The organism is Dyella tabacisoli, from assembly GCF_003350925.1.
Classification (GTDB): domain Bacteria; phylum Pseudomonadota; class Gammaproteobacteria; order Xanthomonadales; family Rhodanobacteraceae; genus Dyella_C; species Dyella_C tabacisoli.
The window spans coordinates 848,182-872,549 of record NZ_KZ857173.1 but is presented as its reverse complement, the minus strand read 5'-3'; the positions used below and the strand labels follow the sequence as shown (position 1 = coordinate 872,549).

Below are 24,368 nucleotides of genomic sequence, written 5' to 3'. Positions count from 1 at the left end.
TGTGGCATGCAGAACGGCATGCGGGAGAATGGCGGCTATTGTAGCAGCCTGACCCGATTCAACCGATAACTTTATACGAAATCGAGGAAAAAACATGCAGAAGCGTCTTGCAGGCCGTGTTGCGCTGGTTACCGGGGCTTCCTCAGGCATTGGCGAAGCCACCGCTTTGGCCCTGGCGGAGGCCGGCGCGCGGGTCGCTATCGCGGCTCGCCGCCAGGATCGTCTGGAAGCTTTGGCGGCCAAACTGGCCCAGTTCGGTGCCGAACCGCTGATTCTGGTGGCTGACCTGCTGTCGATAGCTGAGGCCAAGCGCGTCGTCGCCGACACGCAGGCGCACTATGGGTGGCTCGATATCTTGGTGAACAATGCCGGCGTGATGTATCTGGAGCCGGTGGCCGAAGCTGATCTCGAACGCTGGCAGCAGATGCTGCAGCTCAATGTGATGAGTCTGATTGCCTCGACCCAGGCGGCCTTGGCTGGCATGCGCGACCGCCGCGAGGGACATATCGTCAATATCTCTTCAACGGCCGGGCGGGTGGCCAACCCCAACGCTGCTGCGTATGCGGCGACCAAGTTCGGTGTCGTGGGGTTCTCCGAGGCGCTGCGGCGCGAGGTGTACCAGCACAATATCCGGGTCAGCGTGATCGAGCCTGGCGCGGTCGCCACCGAGCTGCGCGAGCATATCGGTCACGCCGCTGTGCAGCAGGCGACCAATGCCTGGGCCGAAGGCATGCGCCAATTGCAGAGCGGCGATGTGGCCGAGACGATTCTGTTCTGTGTGACCCGGCCGTCGCACGTCAACATCAACGAGATCCTGATGCGGCCGACCGATCAAGAGCGTTAAGGATGAAGACCGCGTTATTGTTTTTACTCACCGCACTGGCCGAAATCGTTGGCTGCTATTTGCCTTATCTCTGGCTGCGCAAAGGGGCGTCAATGTGGGTGTTGCTGCCGGCAGCCGCTGCGTTGGCGTTGTTCGCCTGGCTGTTAAGCCTTCATCCCACGGCGGCGGGGCGCGTCTATGCCGCTTATGGCGGTATCTACGTAGCGGTCGCCCTGGGTTGGTTGTGGCTGGTCGATGGCGTGCGACCCAGTGCCTGGGATGTACTGGGCGTGGCGGTGATTCTGGTCGGGGCCACTATCATCATGTGTGCTCCGCGAGTGACTTGAGGGACAAGGATGAAGGTTGCGAATCATATGATTGAAACGCTCTCCGAACAGCGTTGCCATGGCGGTATTCAGGGTTTTTATCGGCATCAATCCGCTTATTGCGGCTCGATGCGTTTTGCCGTCTATCAGCCGCCACAGGCCGGACACGGGCCGTGCCCGGTGCTGTATTTCCTGGCGGGACTGACTTGCACGGAAGAGACCGCCACGATCAAGGCCGGTGCGCAGCGTCTGGCTGCCGAGCTTGGGTTGGTACTGGTCATGCCTGATACCAGCCCGAGGCAGACCGGTATCGATGGCGCTACAGGCGACTGGGAGTTTGGCGAGGGCGCGGGGTTTTATGTGGATGCGACGTTGGCGCCGTGGTCCGCGCGCTTTCAGATGCACAGTTACATCGCGCTGGAGTTGCCGGCGTTGATAGCGGCCCATTTTCCGGTGGACGCATCGCGCAGCGGCATCTTCGGCCACTCGATGGGCGGCCATGGTGCGTTGACCGTGGCACTGAAACATCCGCGGCAATATCGCTCCGTGTCTGCGTTCGCGCCGATTGTTGCGTCTAGTCAGGTGCCCTGGGGACGCAAGGCATTTCCGCGTTATCTCGGTACTGACGAAAACGCCTGGGCGGCTTATGACGCTTGCGAGCTGGTACGCCAGCAGACCCTTCCGGGAACGATTCTGATCGATCAGGGCGAAGCGGATCAGTTTCTGGAAGCCCAGCTCAAGCCTGAGCTTTTCGATCAGGCATGCGCCGAGGCTGGACAGTCGTTGCTACTGCGCAGGCACGTGGGTTATGACCACGGCTACTACTTCATCGCCAGCTTTATCGATGACCATCTTCGTCATCATGCGAAAGCCTTGGGTTGTGCATAAAGCTTGAGGTCTAACTTTGGGTCACTCCCCCACCGAATCGGTGATGGGGGAGTGGCCAGAGGCTTAGGCCTTGGCTGCCGGACGACCGCCGCGCCTGCTGCGCTGACGATTGGCGGCTGCGTGCTCGCCATTGGCGTTTGAATTGGAGTGACCGTGCGGGCGATGTCCCGGCGCGGCCTTGCTCTGGCCTGGACGGCCTTGCGGACGTGCCTGGCGCTGGCCTTGTGCCGGACGCGGTGCGCCGGGGTCCAGGCGCAGCGGCTGTGACGGCGCATAGCCCGGCACGTCGGTGATTTCGATTTCTTGCTTGAGCAGCTTGCGGATGTCGCGCAGCAGGCCCGATTCGTCATGGCTGACCAGCGACAAGGCCAGGCCTTCGCTGCCGGCACGGCCGGTGCGACCAATGCGGTGCACATAGTCTTCGGCGACCATCGGCAGGTCGAAGTTGATGACGATCGGCAATTGATCGATATCGATACCGCGCGCGGCGATGTCGGTGGCGACCAGTACAGTGACGCGGCCGGATTTGAAGTCGCTGAGCGCACGGGTACGCGCGTTCTGGCTCTTGTTGCCGTGGATGGCCGCGGCACGCAGGCCGGAGACTTCCAGGAAACGCACCAGCTTGTCGGCGCCGTGCTTGGTACGGCTGAACACCAGCGTCTGGCGGCGGCTGTCCTGCGACAGCACATGCAGCAACAGGTCGCGCTTGCGCGATGCATCGACCGGATGCACATGGTGGCTGACCGTGGTTGCCACGGTATTGGCCGGGCCTACCGACACTTCGCGCGGCTCATGCATGAACTGCATCGCCAGCGCCTTGATCGGTGGTGCAAAAGTAGCCGAGAACAACAGGGTCTGACGTTGGCGCGGCACCGCGACCAAAATGCGCTTGAGCGCCGGCAGAAAGCCCATGTCGAGCATGCGGTCGGCTTCGTCCAGGATCAGCACTTCGATACCCGACAAGTCCACCGAGCGCTGCTGCATATGGTCGATCAGTCGGCCCGGCGTGGCGATGACCACATCGACGCCGCGACGCAATGCCTGCATCTGCGGGCCCATGCCAACGCCACCGAAGATCGTGGTGGTGCTGATGTGCATGTGCTTGCCGTAGTCGCGCAGGTTTTCATTGACCTGGGCAGCGAGTTCGCGAGTCGGTGTGAGTACCAGCGCGCGTGGGCGGCGGGTCATGGTTTTGCCGCTGTTGGACAGGTGTTGCAGCAAAGGCAACGAGAACGCGGCCGTTTTGCCGGTACCGGTCTGAGCGGCGGCAAGCAGGTCCTTGCCTTCCAGTACAAGCGGGATAGCAGCGGCCTGGATCGGAGTGGGCTGGGTGTAGCCTTGATCGGCAAGCGCACGCAACAACGCGGGCGCAAGGCCCAACGATTCAAAAGACATTAGAAGCTCCAGAGCAACTCGGAGCGTTCTATCGAACCGCGTTGCAGTATTCAAAAAGGGGAGGGGCGGACAGTGCCGCGGCGCGGAGTATAGCGTATTTATTGACGGCTACGCTGGAACATTCTGAATGAATGGGTGAAAAGATGGCTCTTGCGCGCTTATTGAGCCGGTCAATCCGGCACGGCCGGTCGTCGCGCCACGATCAGATAACTGTTGTACGGCGTTCGACCGCGCAACGATTCGATATGTACGGCGAGCCCCAGTGCTTCCAGCGGCGCGCGTATTTCTTCGGCGCTGGGATAATGCTGCGCACCACCCGGAATCCAGCCCGAAGCGCGTAGAAAAAACTCCTCGACGCGGGTGGCATGAAAGCGCCAGCTCGGTTCGCGCAGCACGTTGCGAATGACCAGAACGCCGTCCGCTGCGAGATGTGCCGCCGCACTTTCCAGCAACGGCGCCTGGCGCGCGGCGGGCAGGTAATGCAATACGTCGAGCAGGGCGACATGGCCATGCAGCGATGGCAGCGCGGCGACGTCGGCGCTACGCAGTTGCATGCACGGGTCGAGTCCGCCGTTTCGTGCGGCTGCCTGGCCGGCCGCGATTTTGCGCGGGTCGTGATCCAGCCCGACATATTCCGTCAGCACGCCAAGCGCATGCAGATACTGGCCGAGCAGGCCGATGCCACAGCCGATGTCCAACAAAGGCAGCCTGGACGTGCCCAGTAGTGCCGCCGTGGCGGCGTAGGCGGGGTCGTAGGCGAGCTTCCATCGTGCATGGAGGCGCTGGCCGCGCGTGCCATACCGGTTGGCGATGCGTTGGCGTGTCGAATGATCGAGAGCTTGCATGCCACTCCATGACTGAGCGAGTTGTGCGGCGATAGTTGCGGTAATCGCAGTGCGAGCGCAATTGCCGCGATGCCTGCTCGGGCGGTGTGGCAAGTTTTCACCGCCTCGCGGCCTCCATCTACAGGCAAGAGGCTGTCCACATGCTAGCCTCGCGGCTCCTTGCCTCCGGGAGCTGTCGATGTCGTTCCTGTCACCCCTGCGCGAACTCAATCACGAGCAGCGCCACACCGTATTGGCGAGCTTTCTTGGCTGGACTCTGGATGCGTTTGACTACTTTCTGCTGGTCTTCGTCATTGTCGGGATCTCGCATGAGTTCGGGGTGCAGAAAACCGAGGTCACCTACGGCTTGTTTTTGACGCTTGCCGCGCGGCCGATTGGCGCCTTGCTGTTCGGTCGCCTGGCCGATCGCTTCGGACGGCGGCCGATATTGATGCTCGACGTCATTTTGTTTTCATTGTTTGAGCTGGCTACCGCATTCTCGCCTTCGCTGACGGTCTTGCTGGTGCTGCGCTTCTTGTTTGGCATTGCGATGGGCGGCGAGTGGGGGCTGGGTGCGTCGTTGGCGATGGAGTCGATTCCGGCGAAATCGCGCGGCATGGTCTCCGGCCTGCTGCAGAGCGGCTATCCCTGTGGGTTTTTCCTCGGCGCACTGGTGAACTGGCTGCTGGTCGATCACATCGGCTGGCGCGGGTTGTTCATGGTGGGTGTGTTGCCGGCGCTGCTGGTGCTGTATATCCGCCGCAAGGTGCCGGAGTCGCCGGTGTGGCAGGAGACTCAGCAGGCGCAAAAGCGCGGCTTGGTCGAAGCGATGCAGGGGCATTGGAAGTTGGCGATCTATTTGATGCTGTTGATGACGGCATTCAACATGTTTAGCCATGGCTCGCAGGACATGTACCCGACGTTCCTGCAGGAGAACCTGCATATACCAGCGGGCTCAGGCACGGCTTTCATACTTACCGCGCTGCTTAATCTGGGCGCGCTCACGGGCGGCTTGTTCTTCGGTTCGTTGTCTGAGCGCATCGGCCGACGCAAGGCCATCGTGATTGCCGCGTTGCTGGCGGTTCCGATGATTCCGCTGTGGATGTACGGCGGCTCGCTGGTCTTGCTGGGGCTGGGCGCGTTCTTAATCCAGGTGATGGTGCAGGGCGCCTGGGGTGTGGTGCCGACGCATCTCAACGAGCTGTCGCCTGACGCGGTGCGCGGCACGCTGCCGGGTTTTGCTTATCAAATGGGCAATTTGCTGGCGGCGATCACGGCCACCGCGCAATCCTGGGTGGCGGCGCACCATGGGGGTGGTCTCGCTTTCGCGATGTCGCTGTGGATAGCCGTGGTGGCCGTATTGCTGGCGCTGCTGGCCTGGCTGGGTCCCGAGGCGCGCGCGGTGCGTTTTGGCAAGGCGTAGAGGCAGGCATCGTTCCGCGACCCCCGTGCTGTAGAATCCGCCGTTTGCAAACATCACGAGAAAGGCAATGAAGGCTGGCAAGGACAAGGTCATCTCGCTCCATTACACCCTCACCGTGGACGGCGAGAAGGTCGAAAGCTCGCTCGACCGCAATGAGCCGCTATGGGTATTGCTAGGCCATGGCCAACTGATTCCAGGCTTGGAAAAGGCATTGGAAGAGCACGAGGCTGGTGAATCGCTGCAAGTGGATGTGGCGCCTGTGGATGGCTATGGCGAGCGTCAAGACGGCCAGATTCAGCGCGTGCCGAAAAAGTATTTCCAACAGGCGGCCAAGCTCAAGCCGGGCATGACCACCGTGCTTGCCTTGAAAGAGGGCGGTCATCGCGTCGTCGTCGTGCATAAGGTCGGCATGAGCACCGTCGATGTGGATCTGAACCACCCGATGGCGGGCAAATCCCTGCACTTCGATGTAAACATCATCGAAGTGCGCGATGGCTCCGAGGAAGAGATCAAGCATGGTCACGCCCATCCGCCGGGCGCCGAAGCGCACTAAGCGCTTCGCATAGGCTGGACCAAGCAACGGCGCCGGAAGGCGCCGTTGCTTTAACTGCACCCCTGCCGTCGCCGGCAGGGGCGATCATCAGGCCAGCGTGATCTGCACGTCGACATTACCGCGAGTGGCATGCGAGTAGGGGCAGATATCGCTATGGGCGGTGTCCACCAGCTCTTGCGCTACAGCACGGTCGATGCCCGGCAGGCTCACTTCCAGTTTTACCGCAATGCCGAAGCCGGTCGGCTCGCGCGGGCCGATACCTACTTGTGCGGTGACCGAGGCTTCCTTCAGGGCAACCTTGCGCTCGCGGGCCACAAAGCGCACGGCGCCTTCGAAGCAGGCCGCATAGCCGGCTGCGAACAACTGCTCTGGATTGCTGCCGGCACCGCCGGGGCCACCCAGCTCTTTGGGCACCTTCAGGTCGAAATCGAGCACGCCGTCGCTGCTGTGGATATGGCCTTCGCGACCGCCCTTGGCGGTAGCCGTGGCGGTATAAAGAATTTTGCTGATGCTCATGACTCAGTTTCCTTCGTGGGGGAGTGGTTGAGTTGCGCGGCCAGCCGGTTTAGCTCGTCGCGTAGGTGTTGTATGTCTTCCAGGGAAAGACATAGCCGGCTGGCCAGGCAGGCAGGGATCGAAGTGGCCTGCTCGCGCAGGGCACGGCCGTTTGGATGGAGGCGAATCTCGACTTCGCGCTCATCGCTGCTGCGGCGCTGGCGATCGATCAGACCCGCTAGCTGCAATCGTTTCAGCAGTGGCGTCAAGGTCCCGGAATCCAGGTGCAAGCGCTGGCCGAGCTCTCGTACGGTGAGGCCATCGCGCTCCCACAGCACCAGCATCACCAGATATTGCGGATAGGTGAGGTCCAGCGCGTCCAGCAATGGGCGATAAGCCGAGGTCATGGCGCGCGAGGCGGCGTACAGCGCAAAACAGAGCTGTTCGTCCAGCAGCAGGGAGGGAGGGGTGTTCTTCATGGGGAGCATAAGATCACAAAATTAAATTGTGTGCAATTTAATTTTGTGATCTTGCGGATCCGCTGAGTCGCCGGTGAGCTAATTGAGCAGACGCTTGCCGTAGGTGAAGTGATCGCGCCAGTACGGTCCGTCGATATCGTCCAGCCGTACCGTCCCGCCGCTGTTGGGCGCATGCACAAAACGCCCCTTGCCCACATACACGCCGACATGGCTGATATTGCCGCGACTGCCGAAAAACACCAGATCGCCGCTGACCAGGTCGGTCATGCTGCCGACGGTGCGGCCATCCATCAGGGCCATTTCATGGGAAGTGCGCGGTAGCAGGAGGTTGGCGGCGTTGCGGTAAATGTAGGTAACCAGGCCGCTGCAATCGAAGCCGCTGTCGGGAGTATTGCCACCCCAGCGATAAGGCGTGCCGACCAGGGCAATGGCGCGAAACAAGACATCGTTGGCGGTACCCGTATTGGCCTCGGAAGGGCCGCGGGCGGGTTGGTTGGCGAGGTTCGAGCGCGAGTCCTTAAAGGTGGGCTGCGGTTTGCGTGGCGCGCTGCTACAGGCGGCCAATAGCAGTATCGCCATAACCAGGACCCATGGACGCGCGACTCGGCATGGAGCTGGCCGGACAATCGATAGGGCAGCAAAGCTCAAGCGCATATGACAACCTCGGACGAGTCGTCGCGGAGGTTATCAAATCAATGGCTTGCGCGATAGTTCTCATAGTGCGGTTGAAGGTTGGTTGAGCGGACTCACCCAGGGCCGCCCACGATCAGGCTGGGGAGGCCTTGATATGAATGGTGCGCGTGTTCAAGGTGCGGCCGTCACTGCTCCAGGCACGCACCCGATAGTCACCCGCACGTAAATACAGCGAGTTCACGCCGTCCGGGGTCAGCAAGGTGCATCGGTCGGCGGGCGTAGCCTCGTCAGGCTCATTGGCGTAGTGCGCCTCGACGACGCAGGGCAGGTGGCCGCCGCATAGGTCGGCGGTGACTAAATGCGTCTGGCGCTGCCCGTCCAGGCTCAGCCAAGAGGGGCGTCGTCGATGACCCGCCGGTGGCAGTAATACGCTGATGTCGTGGGCGGCCGGATTGGTGCTCCAGGCATTGCCGGTGGTGCGGTTGAGCAGCACGGTAGGGTCTTTGGGCTCAAAGCTGGCGAGCAACGAACGATAGGTGGTGTCGCCTCTGACCGGCCCTACGTCACGTAGTTGGGTCTGGTCGATCGATAGTGGGTCGATGCCGCTGATCTGTATCAGATGCGCCGCCATCGGTTGGATGGTGCTGCCGAAACTGCCGACGACTTTGTCGATGTGCGCGTAGCCGGCATGGACCAGCAGGCGGGCCTTGGGATCGCGCATAAACACGCGCCGATAAAGGTTGTCGGCCTGATGGGTTTCGCGATCGGCGGTACTTATCGTGTCTGATTCGTAAGGCACGATGATAAAGCCGAGCTTGATCGCCTCGCGCACGATGTCGCCGTAAATCGGTTCGTGCAGGTATTCACTACCGCTGTCCGAGACCGGGTAGCCACGCTTCATCAGTGCGCTGTCTTTGTCGTCCAGCGCCTCTATGGCGAAATGGGTAAAACCCAATGCGCGCAGTCGCGGCAGCAACGCAAGCGTCAGTTGCCGTGTATGGGCGTCGTGATGGGCTTCGTTAATCATCACGAGGCGCCGGTTCGCCGCCAGCTTCTCGATGGCGTCGGCAGCATCGACAGCTTGCCATTGGGCTGATTGTGGCAACTCAGCGCCGTTGCGTACCCGATTGTCGAAGGGGAAGTCGCGGATAGCTTCGTTGTACATCCCTAGTTCGTTTTCCACCGTAGCCAGCAATTGCTGGGCGAGAATTCGATCTGTTTCGGAGAGCTGCGGAATCGACTCGGTAAGGTATTGATAGCGGGCAAGGTCGTTTTTAAGCAGCGGCAATTTGCGCAGCAACTCGCGTTGGAGCAGCGATGGTTGGCTGGGCGCCGCCTGGGCAGTCGTGGCAGCCGCTGCCGGCGCGGATTGCTGAGCGGCTAGCGCAGTGGGCGACATCGATAGCAGCAGCCCAAGGTTGACCAGGCAGATCGGTAAGGCTCGGATGGCGTCAGTCATTCGCATCGTGCAAGTCCTGGATCTTTGGAACATGGGCTTTGATGTCAGGGAGTAAGCGCACCGCGCCGCTACAATACTCGGATGGATGCTTCACGCAGCGATGTTCTGATTCTTGGCGGCGGTGTCATCGGCCTCGCTTGTGCTTTTTACCTGCTCAAGGCGGGCGCTTCCGTGCGGGTGCTCGAACAAGGTACGCCTGGTTGCGGCAGTTCGCATGGGAACTGCGGCACGATTACGCCTAGCCATGCCGCCCCGCTGGCCATGCCGGGTGTGCTTGGGGAGGCCTTGCGCTCAGTGTTTCGCGCCGATGCGCCGCTCTATCTGAATCCGCGGCCCGAATGGGATCGTCTGCGTTGGCTGCTCGGCTTTGCGCGCCGTTGTAACTGGCGTGATTTCCAGCATGCCGCCGAAGCGCGATCGGCGATTTTGCAGCGCTCGCGTCGCTTGATTGAAGCACTGGTGCACGAGGAGGGACTCGATTGCGAGTTCGTTTCGGGCGGCGGGCTGTATGTGTATCGCACACAATCCGCATTGGCGGCAGGCGAGCTGCATCACGCGGCGGTGCTGGATCGCCTGGGTATAGAGGTGCAGCGCTTGCGCGGCGATGAGGTAGAAGCGTTGGAGCCGGCGCTGAAACCTGGTGTCGCCGGCGGTCTGTTCCATCCCGGCGATGCGCAGTTGCGGCCCGACCGCTATGTGGCCGAACTGGCGCGGCGAGTGCGCGAACTCGGTGGCGTGATCGAGTGTGGCGCGCAGATCGACGATTTCGGTACGCAGGGTGGCCAGGTCGATGTTGTGCGAACGACGCGCGGCGTGTTTCGTGGCGAGCGTGTGGTGATGGCCCTGGGTGCGTGGTCGCCGCTGTTGGGTCGCATGCTCGATCTGCGTTTGCCGATGCAACCGGGCAAGGGGTATTCACTCACTTATACCCGGCCCACGCGCGTGCCCCGTCATGCGCTGGTGTTGTCCGAAGCGAAAGTTTGCGTGACGACATGGGGCAGCGGCTACCGCTTGGGTAGCACGATGGAATTTTCCGGTTACGCCGAAGGGCTTAATCGAACCCGATTGGATGCGTTGCGGCGTGGCGCCGCCGCCGGGTTGCGCGAACCCGAAGGGCCGCAATTATTGGAGGAGTGGTGGGGCTGGCGGCCGATGAGCATGGATGAAATACCGATCATCGGGCCGAGCAAACGGTGGTCGAACCTGACGCTGGCGACAGCGCACGGCATGCTGGGCGTAAGCATGTCGGCGGCGACCGGCGAGTTGGTCGCATCGCTGCTTGGCAGCGCCGCGACAAATATCGACCCCGCACCCTATGCGCCGACGCGATTCGGTCTTTGACGTTTGTTTCTACACGCGGGCACGCGCCGTGGTAGTTAAGCGACGGATGAACAGAATCCAGCAGCTTTACCGTCTCGCCGCATCGCATGAAGTTACGTATGGACGTTTTTAGCGCGGCCAGGCCGTTTTCATGCGGCAGCGGAATGTGGATAACGGCTTATTTTATGCGAGCGCGTAGACCGTCACGAAGCAGATGCCGTCATGCAGCATGATGCGCCGAGCTGGTGTGGCGCAAATAATTGCGCTTCAGAATTGCCATATTTGAAAGTCAAGAACCGCGCTTGAATCGATGGAAGAAATAGTGTGCTAGCTCCCATTTCGACGCATTGAACGCGATGCTATGGTGCGGTCGTCGCGCCGCTCGCGCTGCCGGGTTCCGGCCGGGTCCGCGTCCTTCTCTAACGTTCGAGGCATACGACTATGCGTAAACTTGCGATCGCTTCTCTGCTTGTGGCTGCCGTGGCTTTCTCTGGCTCCGTGTTGGCTACGACCCAGTCCACCACCGCTCAGCCGGGCTCCAGCAAGTCGATGTCGGGGCAGGTATTGGCCAAGAAAAAGGCTGCCGGCAAGACTGGCCATGGTCATAGCCACAAGCATAAGGCTGCGTCAAAGGCCGCTTAATGGCGGCGGCTCTTTAAGCCACGGTTCTTTAAGAATGAGCAACCCCGGTAGGCTGGCCACCGGGGTTTTTTTATGAGTCGGATGCAGGCGGTAGCGCCGCAATGCATTTCAACTCGATCGCGATCGGTGTCGGCAAGGCGCTGACGCCCAGCGTGGTACGGCAGGCATCGATACCGGCGAAGTGTTCGGCATAGAGGCTGTTGTAGATGGGGAAGTCGCGCGTCATATCGGTAAGAAAGACGGTCACGTCGACCAGATCCGTCCAGGCTGCGCCACTGGCTTCGAGTACCGCCCGTACATTGGCAAAGACTTGCTTGCACTGCGCCGCGATGTCGTAAGCGATCAGTTTGCCGTGCGCATCGTAGACATTGCCGGGAATCGCATTGCTGCCGGGCTGGCGCGGACCCACCCCAGATAAAAACAACAGATCGCCCACCCGCCGCGCATGCGGGTAGGCCCCAACGGGGGCCGGTGCTGACTCGGTGCGGATGATGTTGCTCATAGCGTCATCCCGATAGGGCCGTGTCGATGGAATCGGGGTTCATACGCCTGCACTCATCGCGGTCGTGCTCATCGCGGCTGGCCCGGCACGGCAAGTAGCTGATCCAGCGCGTGGCGATAGGCTGAGGGCAGCGCCAGGCGTGAATCGACATGCATGTCCAAGTCTTTGATATGGCCATCGAACAAGCTGTAGCACCAGGCATGCACCGAAAGTTTCTGGCCGCGCTCCCAGGCGTCTATCACGCTGGTGGTCTGGCAGACATTGGTTACTTGTTCGATCACATTGAGTTCGCACAAGCGGCTATTGCGCAGATGCGCCAGATCGAGCGAGGCCAGCATGTGGGCATGCTTTTGCGCGACGTCGCCGACGTGGCGCAGCCAGTTGTCGACGAGGCCAAGCCGGCGATCGTCGAGCACGGCCTGCACACCGCCGCAGCCGTAGTGGCCGACCACCAGAATGTGTTCAACCTTGAGTACGTCCACCGCAAATTGAATGGTGCTGAGGCAGTTCAGGTCGGTATGGGAAACCACGTTGGCGACATTGCGTTGCACGAAAATATCGCCGGGTGGCAGGTCGACGATCTGCGTCGCCGGTACACGAGAATCGGAGCAGCCGATCCATAGGTATTTGGGCGCCTGTTGCTGCGAGAGGCGCTCGAAGAAACGCGGGTCTTGTGCGCGCACGGCCGCCGACCAGCGGCGGTTGCTGTCAATCAGATCTTGCAGTGGATTGGTCAACACTGGATTGATTTCGGGTGGCTTGGTCAAGGGCTGGCTCTCAGTAGCGTATGCAAATGTTTTTAGGCTCGGTAAAGAAGCGTAGCGCTTCGGTGCCGCCCTCGCGGCCGACACCGGATTGCTTGCTGCCGCCGAAGGGCGTGCGCAGATCGCGCAACAGCCAGCAGTTGATCCACACGATGCCGAAGTCGAGCTGGGCGCCAAGCCGATGGGCGCGCGACAGGTCGCGAGTCCACAACGAGGCGGCCAGGCCGTAGATGCTGTCGTTGGCGATGGCCAGGGCTTGCGCCTCGTCATCGAACGGAATCAGGCTGACCACCGGGCCGAAAATTTCCAGTTGGTTGGTTGCCGCACCAGAGGGCAGGCCCTCGATGACTGTCGGCGCCACATACCAACCATTGGCGCAGCGGCCGGGCAAATGAATGGGTTCGCCACCGCACAGGATCTGACCGCCTTCGCGACGGGCGTGGGCGATGCAATCCATTACTTTGTCGAAATGAGCTTGCGAGACCAGTGCGCCCAGGTGGCTGTCATTGTCATTGGGGTCGCCCACACGCAGGGCTTGGACACGGGCCAGGTAGCGCTCGCGAAAGCTGTCGTAGATCGAGCGTTGCACCAGCAGGCGCGAGCCGCACAGGCAGATCTCGCCTTGATTGGCGAAGCCCGAGCGCACGATGGTATCGAGGTTGGCGTCGCTGAGGTCGGCATCGGCGAATACGATGGCCGGATTCTTGCCGCCTAGCTCAAGTGAGATTTTCTTGAAATGAGGGGCCGCTGCCGCGGCGATGCTGGCCCCGGTCTTGGTGCTGCCGGTGAACGAAATGGCCTTGACCGAGGGGTGTTCGACGATAGCCTGGCCGACATCGGGGCCGCGACCTTGCACGATGTTCAAGACACCCGGCGGCAGGCCCGCCTCAATGCTCAGTTCGCCGAGCAGGGCGGCCGTGCAAGGAGTGATCTCCGAGGGCTTGGCTACCACCGTATTTCCGGCAGCCAGTGCGGGCGCGATTTTCCAGGTGAACAGGTAAAGCGGCAGGTTCCATGGGCTGATGCAGCCGACCACGCCCAGCGGCTGGCGCAGGGTGTAGTTGATGGCATTGCTTTCCATCGCGTGCGACTCACTGCCCCAAGGCACGATGGCCGCTGCGAAATAACGCAGATTACTCACCGCACGTGGAATATCGAGACTGCGCGCCAGGGCGAGTGGCTTGCCGCTGTCACGCGATTCCAGCGCCGCGAATTCGTCCAGCCGAGCTTCGAGCAGATCGGCCAGCCGCTGCAGCAGATGACTGCGCTGCTCGATCGGGGTTGCTGCCCAGGCTGGCGCCGCACGCTGCGCTGCCGCTACCGCGGCGGCAACATCGGCCGCGTCCGAATCGGGGCAATGGGCGAATACTTCGCCGGTGGCAGGCTCGAATACATCCAGCCATCGATCGGCGCTTGGCGCCTGCAAGTGACCGTCGATCAAGTTGGCGAGGCGCAGGTTTGGCATCCTGGGAGCTTAAAGCTTGCCCCCGTCAATTGCACCGAGCGTTGGGGGACAGATAGAGCAGGGAACAGGGAATGGGGAACGTGAAGTTTGAGGGGTGTTGTGGCGCCGCGTTCTTTTTTGATCTTTGTTTGTTTTTGCTCTTGCTTTTTTGCTTGTGCTTTTTAGGCTTTTCCCCGTTCCCCGTTCCCCGTTCCCCGTTCCCCGTTCCCCGTTCCCCGTTCCCCGTTCCCCGTTCCTCAGCTCAACGCCCGCGTCCGGCCTCCATCCACGGCGATGCTTACGCCATTGACGTACGCCGCTGCCGGGGTACAGAGAAAGGCGATTACCGCGGCTACTTCGGCGGCTTCGCCAAAGCGTCGTGCGGGAACCGTGCTCAGCATGCTTTGGGCAATCTCCTCTTCACTGCGGCCGCTGGCGGCGGCCTGGGCGGTGAGCAGGCTGTCGAGTCGGGCGGTGCGGGTATATCCGGGCAGCACATTGTTGACGGTAATGCCGTCGGCGGCTAACTCGCCTGCCAGTGTTTTAGCCCAGCCGGCCACGGCGGCGCGCACCGTATTGGATACGCCAAGGCCGCTGATCGGTTCTTTTACCGAGGTGGAGATGACATTGACGATGCGGCCGTAGCCTTTCGCGCGCATGCCCGGCAGCAGGGTTTGCACCAGCGCCTGGCCGGCCAGTAAATGTTGGCGAAAGGCCGTTTCGAAGGCCGCCGCAGTAGCCATATGAGCGGGGCCGCCAGGCGGACCGCCACTGTTGTTGATAAGAATCTGCACCGGATCGCGGCTGACAACGTCAGCGACCGCACCCATCAAGCCAGCGGTATCGAGCATGTCCGCCGTGAGCCAATGGTGCTGCTGGTCGGCGTGTGTGCGCGGTAGCTGCGCCGTGAGCGTTTTCAGCGTATCGGCCGTGCGCGCCAATACGGTGACATGCGCACCCAGTGCGGCCAATTCCATGGCGGTGGCGCGGCCGATGCCCTGCGATGCGCCGCAGACCAGGGCGTGGCGCCCACTCAGATCCAATTGCATGACGAACTCCTTTTAACAGGCCCTGGAGGCAGGTGGCTTCAGCGTGCCGACCATTGCAAAGCCAGCGCGCCGAACCAGCAGATCCAGGCGAACCATGGAGCGTAGCGCCAGACATGTCGCCAGCGGGTGATCGCCTGGTCTTCCAGCGCGGGCAGCACGGGCGAGCGCAGCGCCAATTGAAGGCGCATCCAGGTGCGCAGCGGATTGGCCTTGCCGTTATCGGGCACGGCGATGATCTGCCATTGCTGCGGATGGCGCTGTCGCAGCAGGCGGGCGATGCACACCTGGGCAAAAAAATGCAGCAGGAAAAAGAACACGCCGGCGACCAACAGCGATAGATAGAACTCGATCATGGATGCCCTGCTGAAAAACGATGAGAGTGATGGAGCAGACTCTTAATGCCGGCTACTTTCGGGCCGGCTACTTTCGGATTGGCTATTTTCAGGCTGACTACTTTGGGTTTTGCCGGCGCCAGCCTTGCTGCCATTGCTGCTGCTTTGCCCTGACCACAAGGGTGCCGGTATGGCGCTGCGCAATGTATTGAGTACGCCTTCGCCCTGTGCCGGCTTGCCGCAAATGGCGTTATCTACCGCGCTGGCGTAGGTTTTGTTCATCATGCCGACCCATAGCGTGCCGTCAGGGCCATGGGGAATTTTGAAACTGCCCGCCGATGCCATCCGTACCGGCGCCTCGGCCGAAAAAGCTGCCGGTGACTGCTCCCAATAGGTCTGGTCGGCTTGCTGTTTGGCTGAGCTGTAGACCACCAGGTAGCGTGCCTGCGGATGGGCGATTTCGATACTGCCGAAGGCGCCGCTCGCCTCACTGCTCCAGCCCATGTGTTCGCACAGGTTTACGTCTTCGGAACCCAGCGGCTGGAACGCCTCGTCCAGCAGCACGACGGTCGGCGCAAACAGGTAGCTGGAACGCAGCCAGCGGCCGTTCAATTCCGATTTCAAAGCTACGCGGTAAGGCAGTTTCGCATCGTTCGGCAAGCGAAAGCTGAGGAAATAGCTGCGTTCGCCGTTGAGGTTGAGCACCATGCTGCCGCTGCCGAGCTCGAACTTTTTCGGCTGCCACGGCAGCAGGGTCTGGTAGGAGAAATCGGCGAAATTGCTGCAGCAAGGGGTGGCTTGCTGCAGCGCCGCCCTGGCCTGCTGCAACGGACTATCGGTATTTTCCGGTGGCCGAAAATTCGGTGGCACCAACACTTTCACGCTATGGCAGGCGCCAAGTAGCAGAGTAAGGACGAGCAGGGCGGCAGAGGCAGGCGGTCGATAGCGCATCAGATAGTCAGGCGATCAAAATTCAGCCGTCCCTGCGGCACGGGGGTAAGGAATGGCATCGCGGATATTAGCCAGGCCGCAAACGTAAACCAGTAGACGTTCGAAGCCCAGGCCAAAGCCCGCGTGCGGCACAGTGCCGTAACGGCGCAGGTCACGATACCAGCCGTATGTGGCGAGATCGAGGCCGAACTTGGTCATGCGGCGATCCAGATAGTCCAATCGCTCCTCACGCTGAGAGCCGCCGATGATCTCGCCGATGCCGGGCGCCAGAACATCCATCGCGGCGACGGTTTTTTCGTCGTCGTTGAGGCGCATGTAAAACGCTTTGATCTGCTCGGGATAGTTCATCACGACGACGGGGCGGCCGACATGCTTCTCGGCGAGATAGCGTTCGTGTTCGGTTTGCAGGTCGATACCCCAAGCCACCGGAAATTCGAACTTGTGCCCGGATTTTTTGAGGATCTCGACGGCATCGGTGTAGTCGATGCGCTCGAATGGCTGGGTGATAAAGGCTTCCAGCCGGCTGATGGCATCGGGCTGCACGCGCTCGGCGAAGAAGGCCATATCGTCCGCACGCTCATCCAGCACGGCTTTGAAGATCGCCTTGAGGAACGTCTCGGCGCAGTCGGCATTGGCAGTGAGGTCGGCAAAGGCGATCTCCGGTTCGACCATCCAGAACTCAGCCAGATGACGCGGGGTGTTGGAGTTCTCCGCGCGAAAGGTCGGGCCGAACGTGTAGACCTTGCTCATCGCCAGGGCATAGGCCTCGACATTGAGCTGGCCGGACACGGTGAGAAAAGCCTCGCGGCCGAAGAAATCCTTGCGGAAGTCGATCTTGCCCTGCTCATCGCGGGGCAAGTTGGCCAGGTCCAGGGTGGATAGGCGAAACATGTCACCGGCACCTTCGGCATCCGAGGTGGTGATGATCGGCGTGTTGATCCAGAAGAAGCCTTGCTCGGTCAGGTGGCGGTGAATCGCCATCATCATGGTGTGACGGACACGGGTCACGGCGCCGAACAGGTTGGTGCGCGGACGCAGGTGCGCCACTTCGCGCAGGAACTCCATCGTGTGCGGTTTGGGCTGGATGGGGTAGGTCAATGGGTCGTCGACCAAACCAGTGACGATCACCTTGTCCGCCTGCAGCTCGAAGCTCTGGCCCTTGCCCTGCGAGGGCACCAGGGTGCCGCTGACGATGACGCCTGCACCGGTAGTGAGGTGTTTGACTTCGCTTTCGTAGTTGCCGATCGTCGCCGGCACCACTGCCTGGATCGGGTCAAAGCAAGAGCCGTCACTGATATTGACGAAGGACAGGCCCGCCTTGGAGTCGCGCTGAGTGCGCACCCAGCCGCGTACGGTCACCTTGCTGCCGGCTTCGAGTTTGCCGGAAAGAGCCTGTTTGACGCTGACCACCGTCATGGATTGAAACTCCTGCTAGGCACCGCATATCGGTGCGTGTGGGCAAACCGGCATGATAATGTAGCCGTCGCCTGCACCGCGATGTTTCCGTTCGCGCAGCCCTTCGCTCGATGAGCAACGCATCACTATGACGATCACCATTACACCCGCCGCCAACGAACGTATGCGCCATTTTTTGGCGAATACGCCTGATGCCAATGGCGTACGTTTTGGCGTGAAGCGCACTGGCTGTTCGGGTTTCGCCTATGTGGTGGACCTGGCCGACGAGATCGGTGCCGACGACCAGCAGGTTGAGATCGATGGCGTGCGCCTGATCGTGGACCGCAAGAGCCTGCCCCTGGTTGAGGGCACGGTGATCGATTTTCAGCGCCAGGGGCTCAATGCCAGCTTCGTCTTCCACAACCCCAATGCCACCGGCGAGTGTGGCTGCGGCGAGAGCTTTACGGTGGGCTGAGGCCGGTTGAGGTTCGCCGGTACTACGGCGGTTTGGCTCCAGGCCGACTATTCGCCCTCCATGGCTTGCTGGTAACCCGTTTTTTCAATGACTTGCGTGATTTGGGCCTGACAGCCTACAATTCCGCTTCTGTTCGCACTCGTTTTGTGCGGGCAGGTACTTGCCTCACCGCGCCGGCGGGAGGCTGCGAGGCCTAACGGCCGCATCCACAAGGAGCTACCCACAATGACCCTGCGTCATTATGAAGTCGTGTTTCTGGTCCACCCTGACCAGAGCGAGCAAGTCCCCGCCATGATCGATCGCTACAAAGCGCTGATCGAGACCGACGGTGGCAAGATTCATCGCCTGGAAGATTGGGGTCGCCGCCAGTTGGCCTACCCGATCGTGAACCTGGCCAAAGCTCACTACGTCATGTTGAACATCGAAGTGACCCAGGGCGCGCTGAACGAGTTGGAGTCGGGTTTCCGCTTCAATGACGCCGTGCTGCGTCACCTGGTGATTCGTCGTGACGAAGCCGACATCGAGCAGTCCTTCATCCTGAAGTCGAAAGAAAAGGATGATGCCAAGTCCTCGCGTCGCCGCGATGACGACAGCGAAGGTGAAGAGCGCGGCAGCCGCCGCGACCGCGACGACAATGATCGCGACAGCGACGACTGATAAGGAGCACTGACATGTCTAAGTTCTTCCGCCGCCGCAAGTTCTGCCGCTTCACTGCCGAAGACGTGAAAGAGATCGACTACAAGGATCTCAACACGCTGCGCCAGTACATCACCGAGAACGGCAAGATCGTGCCGAGCCGCATCACCGGTACCAAGTCGCGCTATCAGCGCCAGTTGGCCGTTGCGGTTAAGCGCGCGCGCTTCCTCGCGCTGCTGCCGTACACCGACAACCACGACGTTTAATCGTCGTTTCCGCCCTGTTCGGTTAACCGGGCAGGGCGGAAAACAATTTCGGACAACCGTCCACGGTTGCGTCGGCCACCCCGGCGCTAACGAAAAGGAACCACCATGGAACTGATTCTTCTCGAAAAAGTCCGCAACCTCGGCAACCTTGGCGACAAGGTCGATGTAAAGCCGGGTTACGGTCGTAACTACCTGATCCCGCAAGGCAAGGCCGTGCGCGTCAACGCCGCCAACCTCGAAGCTTTCGAGAAGCGCCGCGCTGAGTACGAGGCCAAGGCCAACACCCAGCTAGCCGATGCCGAGGCCCGTAAGGCCAAGTTGGCCGACGTGTCGGTGACGATCACCGCGCACGCCAGCCCGGAAGGCAAGCTGTATGGCTCGGTCGGTCCGCGCGAAATCTCCGAGGCGTTGGCCGCTGTCGGCCAGAGCGTCCACAAGGGTGAAGTGATCCAGGGCGAAGGCCCGATCCGCAACACCGGTGAATTCGACGTGGTCATCAGCCTGCACGCCGATGTGCAGACCTCGGTCAAGGTGATCGTGGTTGGCGAGAAGTAAGTCGCCGCGCCATCCTTGATGGAAACAACGGGCGCCGCAGGGCGCCCGTTTGTTTTAATGAGAAGCGGGGAATGGGGAATAGGGAACGGGGAACTTGAAGTTCGAGGGCCGCCAGGCGCCCCGTTCTTTTTGACCTTTGTTTTTCGTTGCTCTTGTTCTTTTGCTTTTGCTCTTTAAGCTTTTCCCCGTTCCCCGTTCCCCGTTCCCCGTTCCCCGTTCCCCGTTCCCCGTTCCCCGTTCCCCACTTATCCACACATAAACACAGCTTATCCACAGACTTATTGTCTCGGCGGGTGAGACATCGCCGCGTATGATGGCGCTCAGCGTTGCGGCCCGGCGATTGCCGGCACCGTGGTTCAGCCGCGAGGAAAATCGATGTCTTTTGTTCCCGAACGCCGAGTAGGTGCCCCCTCGATTGAGGCATTGCGCATACCGCCGCATTCCATCGACGCTGAGCAGGCCGTATTGGGTGGTTTGATGCTGGCCCCCGATGCGCTGGACAAGGTCGCCGACAAGCTCGGCGAACAGGATTTCTACCGTAAAGATCATCGGTTGATCTGGCGCGCGATTACCGAGCTGGCAAACAAAGGCATGCCGTGCGACGCGGTGACCCTGGGTGACTGGTTCGACGCCAACGGCCTGGCCGAGATGGTCGGCGGTGCGAGTTACTTGATCGAGCTGGCCAATGCCACGCCAAGTGCGGCCAATATCGTTGCCTATGCCGACATCGTGCGCGAGAAGTCGATCCTGCGGCAATTGATCGATGCCGGCACCGAAACGACCGAAGATGGCTACCGGCCCGAAGGCAAGAGCGTGCAAGAGGTGCTGGAAAGCGCCGAACAGCGCGTGTTCAAGATCGCCGAATCGGGTGCGCGCGGCAAGAAAGACTCCACCTCCATCCGAGACGCCGTCAAAGACGCGTTCCGCCTGTTGTCCGAGCGCTACGAGAATCGTGGTCAGCTCACCGGCATATCCACCGGTTTCAGCGATCTGGATGAATTGACCTCGGGTTTGCAGCCATCGGATCTCATCATCGTCGCGGCGCGTCCGTCGATGGGCAAGACCGCGTTCTCGGTCAATATCGCCGAATCGGCCGCGTTGCGCGGCAAGAAGGCGGTGGTGATTTTCTCCATGGAAATGTCGGCCTCGCAGTTGGCGTTTCGTATGATTTCCTCGATCGGTCGCATTCATCAGCAGCATCTGCGCAACGGCGATCTGGCCGAGGAGGACTGGCCGCGTGTCACCAATGCGATCGCGATTCTTTCCGATGCGAAAATTTTCATCGACGATACCCCGAGCCTGTCGCCGGTGGAGATGCGCTCGCGCGCGCGTCGCCTGCACCGCGAGCACGGCGGTTTGGGCCTGATCGTGATCGATTACCTGCAACTGATGCAGGTGCCCGGCAACAAAGAGAATCGCGCGACCGAAATTTCCGAAATTTCGCGCTCGCTCAAAGGCCTCGCCAAAGAATTGAACGTGCCGGTGATTGCGCTCTCGCAGTTGAATCGCTCGTTGGAGCAGCGCGCCGACAAGCGGCCGATGATGTCCGACCTGCGCGAATCAGGCGCTATCGAGCAGGATGCGGACGTCATCATGTTCATCTACCGCGACGAGTACTACAACAAAGAGTCGCCCGATAAAGGCCTGGCCGAAATCATTATCGGCAAACAACGTAACGGCCCCACCGATACCGTGAAGCTGACCTTCTTGGGGCACTACACCAAGTTTGAAAACTATGCGCCCGATTCTTTTGTGGGTTCGTTCGAGTAGGGTCGGACGTTGCCCGCAAATTTCCTCCGGCAGGCCTTGCCCGCAACATGCATGCAAGGCGCTTCGCTTCTAGGCTGGTGGACCTTTCCGGCTGGCATGGCGAGCGAATCATGACGGATAAGCTTCGGCGGGAAATCCGTTGTGCGATACCGCTGCATTTCGCCCAAGCCAGTTCTTCCCGATCCTTCCATGACGTTCGCGTCATGGTGAAGTTGGAACTATGAGCCGTACGACTGTTGCCACCATCCATCTTGGCGCCTTGCGCCACAATCTTGCGCGAATCAAGGCGATGGCGGCGCCAGCCAAGGTCATGGCGGTGGTCAAGGCCGACGCTTACGGCCACGGTTTGGAGCGCGTAGCGCGGGCGCTTGCTCAAGAGGCCGACGCTTTTGCCGTCGCCGCACTAGGCGACGGCTTACGACTGCGTGCGGCGGGGCATCGTCAGCGCATCGTGGTGTTGTCCGGTCCGGATCAGCCCGGCGATATCGCCGAAATGCAGCGACTCGGGCTGGATGCGGCCATCCATCATGAAGAGCAACTGCGCTGGCTGGCCGAGGCTACGCCAGCGCGGGGCCTGCTGCGAGTGTGGCTGAAGGTGGATAGCGGCATGCATCGGCTGGGTTTTGCGCCCGAGCGCACGGCCGATATTCATGCCAGGCTGGCGACGATGCCGGGTATCGATCGAGAGATCGGCTTGCTTACACATTTTGCGGAATCCGAAGTATTCGACGGCACCGAAACCTTGGCACAGATGGCGTGCTTCAACGACGCTACCCGCCAACTGCAAGGGCCGCGCTCGCTATCCAATTCAGCGGCTGTGCTCGGCTGGCCGGATGCGCGCGCTGACTGGGTGCGCAGTGGCGGCCTGCTATATGGCTTATCGGTGGTGGCGGATAAGACCGGTGCGGACTTTGGGTTTCGCCCGGCGATGACCTTGAGTACGCGCTTGATTGCGATCAACCACATCAAACGCGGTGAGCGCATCGGCTACAACGGTACCTGGACTTGCCCACAAGACATGCCGATCGGTGTGGCCGCGGTGGGTTATGGCGATGGTTACCCGCGTAGCGCAGTTGCCGGCACGCCGGTTCTGATCGGCGATCGCCAGGTGCCGCTGGTAGGGCGCGTTTCGATGGATCTGATTACCCTCGATTTGCGCGAGGCGCCGCTGGCGAAAGTCGGCGACCGGGTCGTTCTGTGGGGGCCACAGTTGCCGGTGGAGGAGATCGCCGCGCAAGCGGGGACGATTTCCTACGACCTCACCTGCGGCATGACGCGCCGCGTGCTGTTCGTCGAAGACGAGCACTAAGAGCCTGTTCAAAATCTTTTCAGCAGCAGGGTAAGAAAGGCCGGATGGGTGACTGCAAGCGGGTATTGAGCTGGCGTTCCCCGCTTTTTCCAGAGTCGCCGGCACTTCTCCAGCCAGGCAAAAGAGCGCTCGACCACCCAGCGTTGAGGCATCGCGGCAAAGATGTGCAGCGCACTGCGTTGTTTCGGTCGCTTGCTTCACCGGGTTTGTCTTCGCGTTCCCCCTCTGCCATCGTGCGTCCCTGCAAAGCACTAGGCATCTCCGGGACAAAGCATGGATAGCGAAGCAATGAATTCAAAACCGATGCATCCGCTGCTGGCCCTGTTGCTTACGGCTGGGGCGCTCTTCCTTTGGGGGCCGCTGCTGTTTCTTGGGTATCTTGCCAGCGGCCATGGCAGCGACGCGGGGCTCGCCTTCTTCGAGCTGGCCATGGTCGCCTGTCCCATCGGCGCGGTCATGCTTATCGTCCATGCCGCACTGGACAAACCATGGAAGCGCCCCTTCCGGCGCGCCTGGTTCTTCTGGTTGCAAATGCTGGCGATAGGGCTGATCGGCATCAGCTTCACCTCGTCCTTTTTCCACCAATGGCTGTACGGGCACCAGCAGGCTTCCTGGGATGAAGGAGTCGAACGTGCGCAAGAGCCTAAGGGCGTCATGCAGGCCGCACTGTTACATGACGACGACGCAAGCTTCGCCAAGGCATACAAAATCTGCGGGAGGTACTGTCTGCTGGGGGAGTGGTTGCCTAAGGCTATCGCCGCCCACGCACCGCGCATCGTCGGCGTGCTGCTGGAGGGTGTGACCAAGCGAACCTATAAGGACGACTTTCTGAACACAGCCGACCATATGGGCACCTGCAAGGACGGTGTTTATTACGAAGGCTATTTCGCCCTGCCTGGACGGGCCGGTGCCAGCGGCGACATGGCCATCATCGAGCAGTTTCTGCCGCAATGGGACCGGGATCAGGTGCAGGAAGCCTTCGTCGGCGCCGCCTTCGGCAATCACGTAGAGATCATGCGCGCTTTGATCGCGCATGGCGCAAACCCGCACCAGCCGATAGACCAGCACCCCCCTGCACAGGTTGCCACCGACAGTGCCAGCAGTGCGGCGATGCGCTCAGGCGCCGTCGAGGCTTTGCGCTGGCTTAGCGAGCAAGGCGTCCGGGTCGACAGCCACTATGAGCAGGACCTGGTCTGGGAATCCTTCGACGAGTGGATCCAGCACAGCCCGAGAGCCGTCTGGACCGGACAACTCGAAGCCATGCTGGATACGCTGGCGAGACTCGGTACGGTGCCTGCCCATAGGAGCCATGGCAGGTCGCTAGGGCGCGCCGCAGATGACGGCGATGCGCTGCTTGCGCATGCATTGTTGCGTCATGGCGCCGTGGTTGAGAGCGTTGATGAAGACTACTCGCGGGGCATGCTGCAGGCGTTGCTTAAGGGGCCAGCGGATCAATTGGGTCGCGACGACGGCACCCACATACTTTCGTGTCACGATGATTCGGGGGCTGACTGAAGGACATGGGCACTGCCGATGCCATAGCGACCGTTTGCCGATCAGGCGCTGAAGATTTTGAACCAGCTCTAAGAGCCGGTTCACCACTTCTAATCGACCGCGCTGTCTCGCGAGATGCGATGGTGACCGGCTAAGCTGGCTCCAT

The 24,368-nt window shown here is 61.1% G+C and carries 27 protein-coding genes and 1 pseudogene; 14 read left to right on the top strand and 14 right to left on the bottom strand.

The genetic code is table 11. The annotated features are described in order from the left end of the window. The first annotated feature begins 94 nt into the window (after window positions 1-94). The 3 genes from DVJ77_RS03750 to fghA are packed head-to-tail and all read left to right on the top strand — an operon-like array spanning window position 95 to window position 2,037. Window positions 95-844 (top strand): SDR family NAD(P)-dependent oxidoreductase, encoded by a 750-nt coding sequence (locus DVJ77_RS03750; protein ID WP_114844087.1) that lies wholly within the window; start codon window positions 95-97, stop codon window positions 842-844. A gap of 2 nt (window positions 845-846) precedes the next feature. Continuing rightward, window positions 847-1,170 (top strand): YnfA family protein, encoded by a 324-nt coding sequence (locus tag DVJ77_RS03745; RefSeq protein ID WP_114844086.1) that lies wholly within the window; start codon window positions 847-849, stop codon window positions 1,168-1,170. A 27-nt stretch (window positions 1,171-1,197) separates the two neighbouring features. After that, a complete protein-coding gene (fghA, locus tag DVJ77_RS03740) occupies window positions 1,198-2,037 on the top strand; it encodes an S-formylglutathione hydrolase (RefSeq protein ID WP_114844226.1) in 840 nt (279 codons plus the stop codon). 63 nt (window positions 2,038-2,100) lie between these two features. Here fghA and DVJ77_RS03735 read toward each other — a convergent pair whose 3' ends face one another. Both DVJ77_RS03735 and DVJ77_RS03730 read right to left on the bottom strand, forming a co-directional pair. Continuing rightward, a complete protein-coding gene (locus tag DVJ77_RS03735) occupies window positions 2,101-3,432 on the bottom strand; it encodes a DEAD/DEAH box helicase (RefSeq protein WP_114844085.1) in 1,332 nt (443 codons plus the stop codon). 170 nt (window positions 3,433-3,602) lie between these two features. Then, on the bottom strand, window positions 3,603-4,277 hold the full coding sequence (locus DVJ77_RS03730) for a class I SAM-dependent methyltransferase (RefSeq protein ID WP_114844084.1): 675 nt from the start codon (window positions 4,275-4,277) through the stop codon (window positions 3,603-3,605). Window positions 4,278-4,455: 178 nt separating this feature from the next. Here DVJ77_RS03730 and DVJ77_RS03725 point away from each other — a divergent pair, with 178 nt between their 5' ends. After that, entirely contained in the window at window positions 4,456-5,679 is a 1,224-nt protein-coding gene (locus tag DVJ77_RS03725) for an MFS transporter (RefSeq protein ID WP_114844083.1), read from the top strand. 67 nt (window positions 5,680-5,746) lie between these two features. Further along, a complete protein-coding gene (locus DVJ77_RS03720) occupies window positions 5,747-6,232 on the top strand; it encodes an FKBP-type peptidyl-prolyl cis-trans isomerase (protein ID WP_114844082.1) in 486 nt (161 codons plus the stop codon). 87 nt (window positions 6,233-6,319) lie between these two features. On the opposite strand, the gene DVJ77_RS03715 is transcribed toward DVJ77_RS03720, so the two are convergent. The 4 genes from DVJ77_RS03715 to DVJ77_RS03700 form a co-directional block, all read right to left on the bottom strand. Beyond that, a complete protein-coding gene (locus tag DVJ77_RS03715) occupies window positions 6,320-6,748 on the bottom strand; it encodes an organic hydroperoxide resistance protein (protein ID WP_114844081.1) in 429 nt (142 codons plus the stop codon). Next, entirely contained in the window at window positions 6,745-7,206 is a 462-nt protein-coding gene (locus DVJ77_RS03710; protein WP_114844080.1) for a MarR family winged helix-turn-helix transcriptional regulator, read from the bottom strand. Before DVJ77_RS03710 ends, DVJ77_RS03715 begins: the two co-directional genes overlap by 4 nt. Window positions 7,207-7,284: 78 nt before the next feature. Then, complete coding sequence (locus DVJ77_RS03705) at window positions 7,285-7,785, bottom strand: C40 family peptidase (RefSeq protein ID WP_225427773.1); 501 nt, start codon at window positions 7,783-7,785, stop codon at window positions 7,285-7,287. A 187-nt stretch (window positions 7,786-7,972) separates the two neighbouring features. Further along, window positions 7,973-9,298: a hypothetical protein gene (locus DVJ77_RS03700; protein WP_114844078.1), complete on the bottom strand. Its 1,326-nt coding sequence runs from the start codon at window positions 9,296-9,298 to the stop codon at window positions 7,973-7,975. A gap of 81 nt (window positions 9,299-9,379) precedes the next feature. Here DVJ77_RS03700 and DVJ77_RS03695 point away from each other — a divergent pair, with 81 nt between their 5' ends. Both DVJ77_RS03695 and DVJ77_RS03690 read left to right on the top strand, forming a co-directional pair. Then, on the top strand, window positions 9,380-10,639 hold the full coding sequence (locus DVJ77_RS03695) for an NAD(P)/FAD-dependent oxidoreductase (RefSeq protein ID WP_114844077.1): 1,260 nt from the start codon (window positions 9,380-9,382) through the stop codon (window positions 10,637-10,639). Window positions 10,640-11,059: 420 nt separating this feature from the next. After that, window positions 11,060-11,260 carry a hypothetical protein gene (locus tag DVJ77_RS03690; RefSeq protein ID WP_114844076.1) on the top strand — a complete coding sequence of 67 codons (201 nt, stop codon included), beginning with the start codon at window positions 11,060-11,062 and terminating at the stop codon, window positions 11,258-11,260. Between the two features lie 70 nt (window positions 11,261-11,330). Here DVJ77_RS03690 and DVJ77_RS03685 read toward each other — a convergent pair whose 3' ends face one another. The 7 genes from DVJ77_RS03685 to asnS form a co-directional block, all read right to left on the bottom strand. Continuing rightward, window positions 11,331-11,762 carry a RidA family protein gene (locus tag DVJ77_RS03685; RefSeq protein ID WP_114844075.1) on the bottom strand — a complete coding sequence of 144 codons (432 nt, stop codon included), beginning with the start codon at window positions 11,760-11,762 and terminating at the stop codon, window positions 11,331-11,333. A gap of 68 nt (window positions 11,763-11,830) precedes the next feature. Further along, window positions 11,831-12,529 (bottom strand): carbonate dehydratase, encoded by a 699-nt coding sequence (gene can, locus DVJ77_RS03680; protein WP_225427771.1) that lies wholly within the window; start codon window positions 12,527-12,529, stop codon window positions 11,831-11,833. Window positions 12,530-12,539: 10 nt separating this feature from the next. Next, window positions 12,540-13,991 carry an aldehyde dehydrogenase gene (locus DVJ77_RS03675; RefSeq protein WP_114844074.1) on the bottom strand — a complete coding sequence of 484 codons (1,452 nt, stop codon included), beginning with the start codon at window positions 13,989-13,991 and terminating at the stop codon, window positions 12,540-12,542. Between the two features lie 236 nt (window positions 13,992-14,227). Beyond that, window positions 14,228-15,019, bottom strand: coding sequence for an SDR family NAD(P)-dependent oxidoreductase (locus DVJ77_RS03670; protein WP_114844073.1), 792 nt, complete (start codon window positions 15,017-15,019; stop codon window positions 14,228-14,230). 38 nt (window positions 15,020-15,057) lie between these two features. After that, window positions 15,058-15,372, bottom strand: coding sequence for a hypothetical protein (locus DVJ77_RS03665; protein WP_114844072.1), 315 nt, complete (start codon window positions 15,370-15,372; stop codon window positions 15,058-15,060). A gap of 42 nt (window positions 15,373-15,414) precedes the next feature. Beyond that, window positions 15,415-16,302, bottom strand: coding sequence for a MalM family protein (locus tag DVJ77_RS03660; RefSeq protein ID WP_114844071.1), 888 nt, complete (start codon window positions 16,300-16,302; stop codon window positions 15,415-15,417). A 15-nt stretch (window positions 16,303-16,317) separates the two neighbouring features. Further along, entirely contained in the window at window positions 16,318-17,718 is a 1,401-nt protein-coding gene (gene asnS / locus DVJ77_RS03655) for an asparagine--tRNA ligase (RefSeq protein WP_114844070.1), read from the bottom strand. 127 nt (window positions 17,719-17,845) lie between these two features. Here asnS and DVJ77_RS03650 point away from each other — a divergent pair, with 127 nt between their 5' ends. The 6 genes from DVJ77_RS03650 to alr all read left to right on the top strand — a co-directional run bounded on the left by DVJ77_RS03650 (window position 17,846) and on the right by alr (window position 22,708). Then, entirely contained in the window at window positions 17,846-18,172 is a 327-nt protein-coding gene (locus DVJ77_RS03650) for a HesB/IscA family protein (protein ID WP_114844069.1), read from the top strand. Between the two features lie 225 nt (window positions 18,173-18,397). Beyond that, the gene (rpsF, locus tag DVJ77_RS03645; protein ID WP_114844068.1) at window positions 18,398-18,829 is read left to right on the top strand and encodes a 30S ribosomal protein S6; all 432 of its coding nucleotides are present in this window, start codon (window positions 18,398-18,400) and stop codon (window positions 18,827-18,829) included. A gap of 14 nt (window positions 18,830-18,843) precedes the next feature. Then, on the top strand, window positions 18,844-19,074 hold the full coding sequence (rpsR, locus tag DVJ77_RS03640; protein ID WP_114844067.1) for a 30S ribosomal protein S18: 231 nt from the start codon (window positions 18,844-18,846) through the stop codon (window positions 19,072-19,074). Between the two features lie 105 nt (window positions 19,075-19,179). Continuing rightward, window positions 19,180-19,629 carry a 50S ribosomal protein L9 gene (gene rplI / locus DVJ77_RS03635; RefSeq protein WP_114844066.1) on the top strand — a complete coding sequence of 150 codons (450 nt, stop codon included), beginning with the start codon at window positions 19,180-19,182 and terminating at the stop codon, window positions 19,627-19,629. 375 nt (window positions 19,630-20,004) lie between these two features. After that, on the top strand, window positions 20,005-21,399 hold the full coding sequence (locus DVJ77_RS03625; RefSeq protein WP_114844065.1) for a replicative DNA helicase: 1,395 nt from the start codon (window positions 20,005-20,007) through the stop codon (window positions 21,397-21,399). Between the two features lie 220 nt (window positions 21,400-21,619). Beyond that, entirely contained in the window at window positions 21,620-22,708 is a 1,089-nt protein-coding gene (alr, locus tag DVJ77_RS03620; RefSeq protein ID WP_114844064.1) for an alanine racemase, read from the top strand. An 8-nt stretch (window positions 22,709-22,716) separates the two neighbouring features. On the opposite strand, the pseudogene DVJ77_RS21680 reads toward alr, so the two are convergent. Next, window positions 22,717-22,890 (bottom strand): annotated as a pseudogene (locus DVJ77_RS21680) (IS5/IS1182 family transposase); the annotation flags it as partial. 106 nt (window positions 22,891-22,996) lie between these two features. Between DVJ77_RS21680 and DVJ77_RS03610 the strand changes: the two are divergent. Next, window positions 22,997-24,223, top strand: a complete 1,227-nt coding sequence (locus DVJ77_RS03610) for an ankyrin repeat domain-containing protein (protein ID WP_114844063.1) — start codon at window positions 22,997-22,999, stop codon at window positions 24,221-24,223. Window positions 24,224-24,368 lie beyond the last annotated feature (145 nt).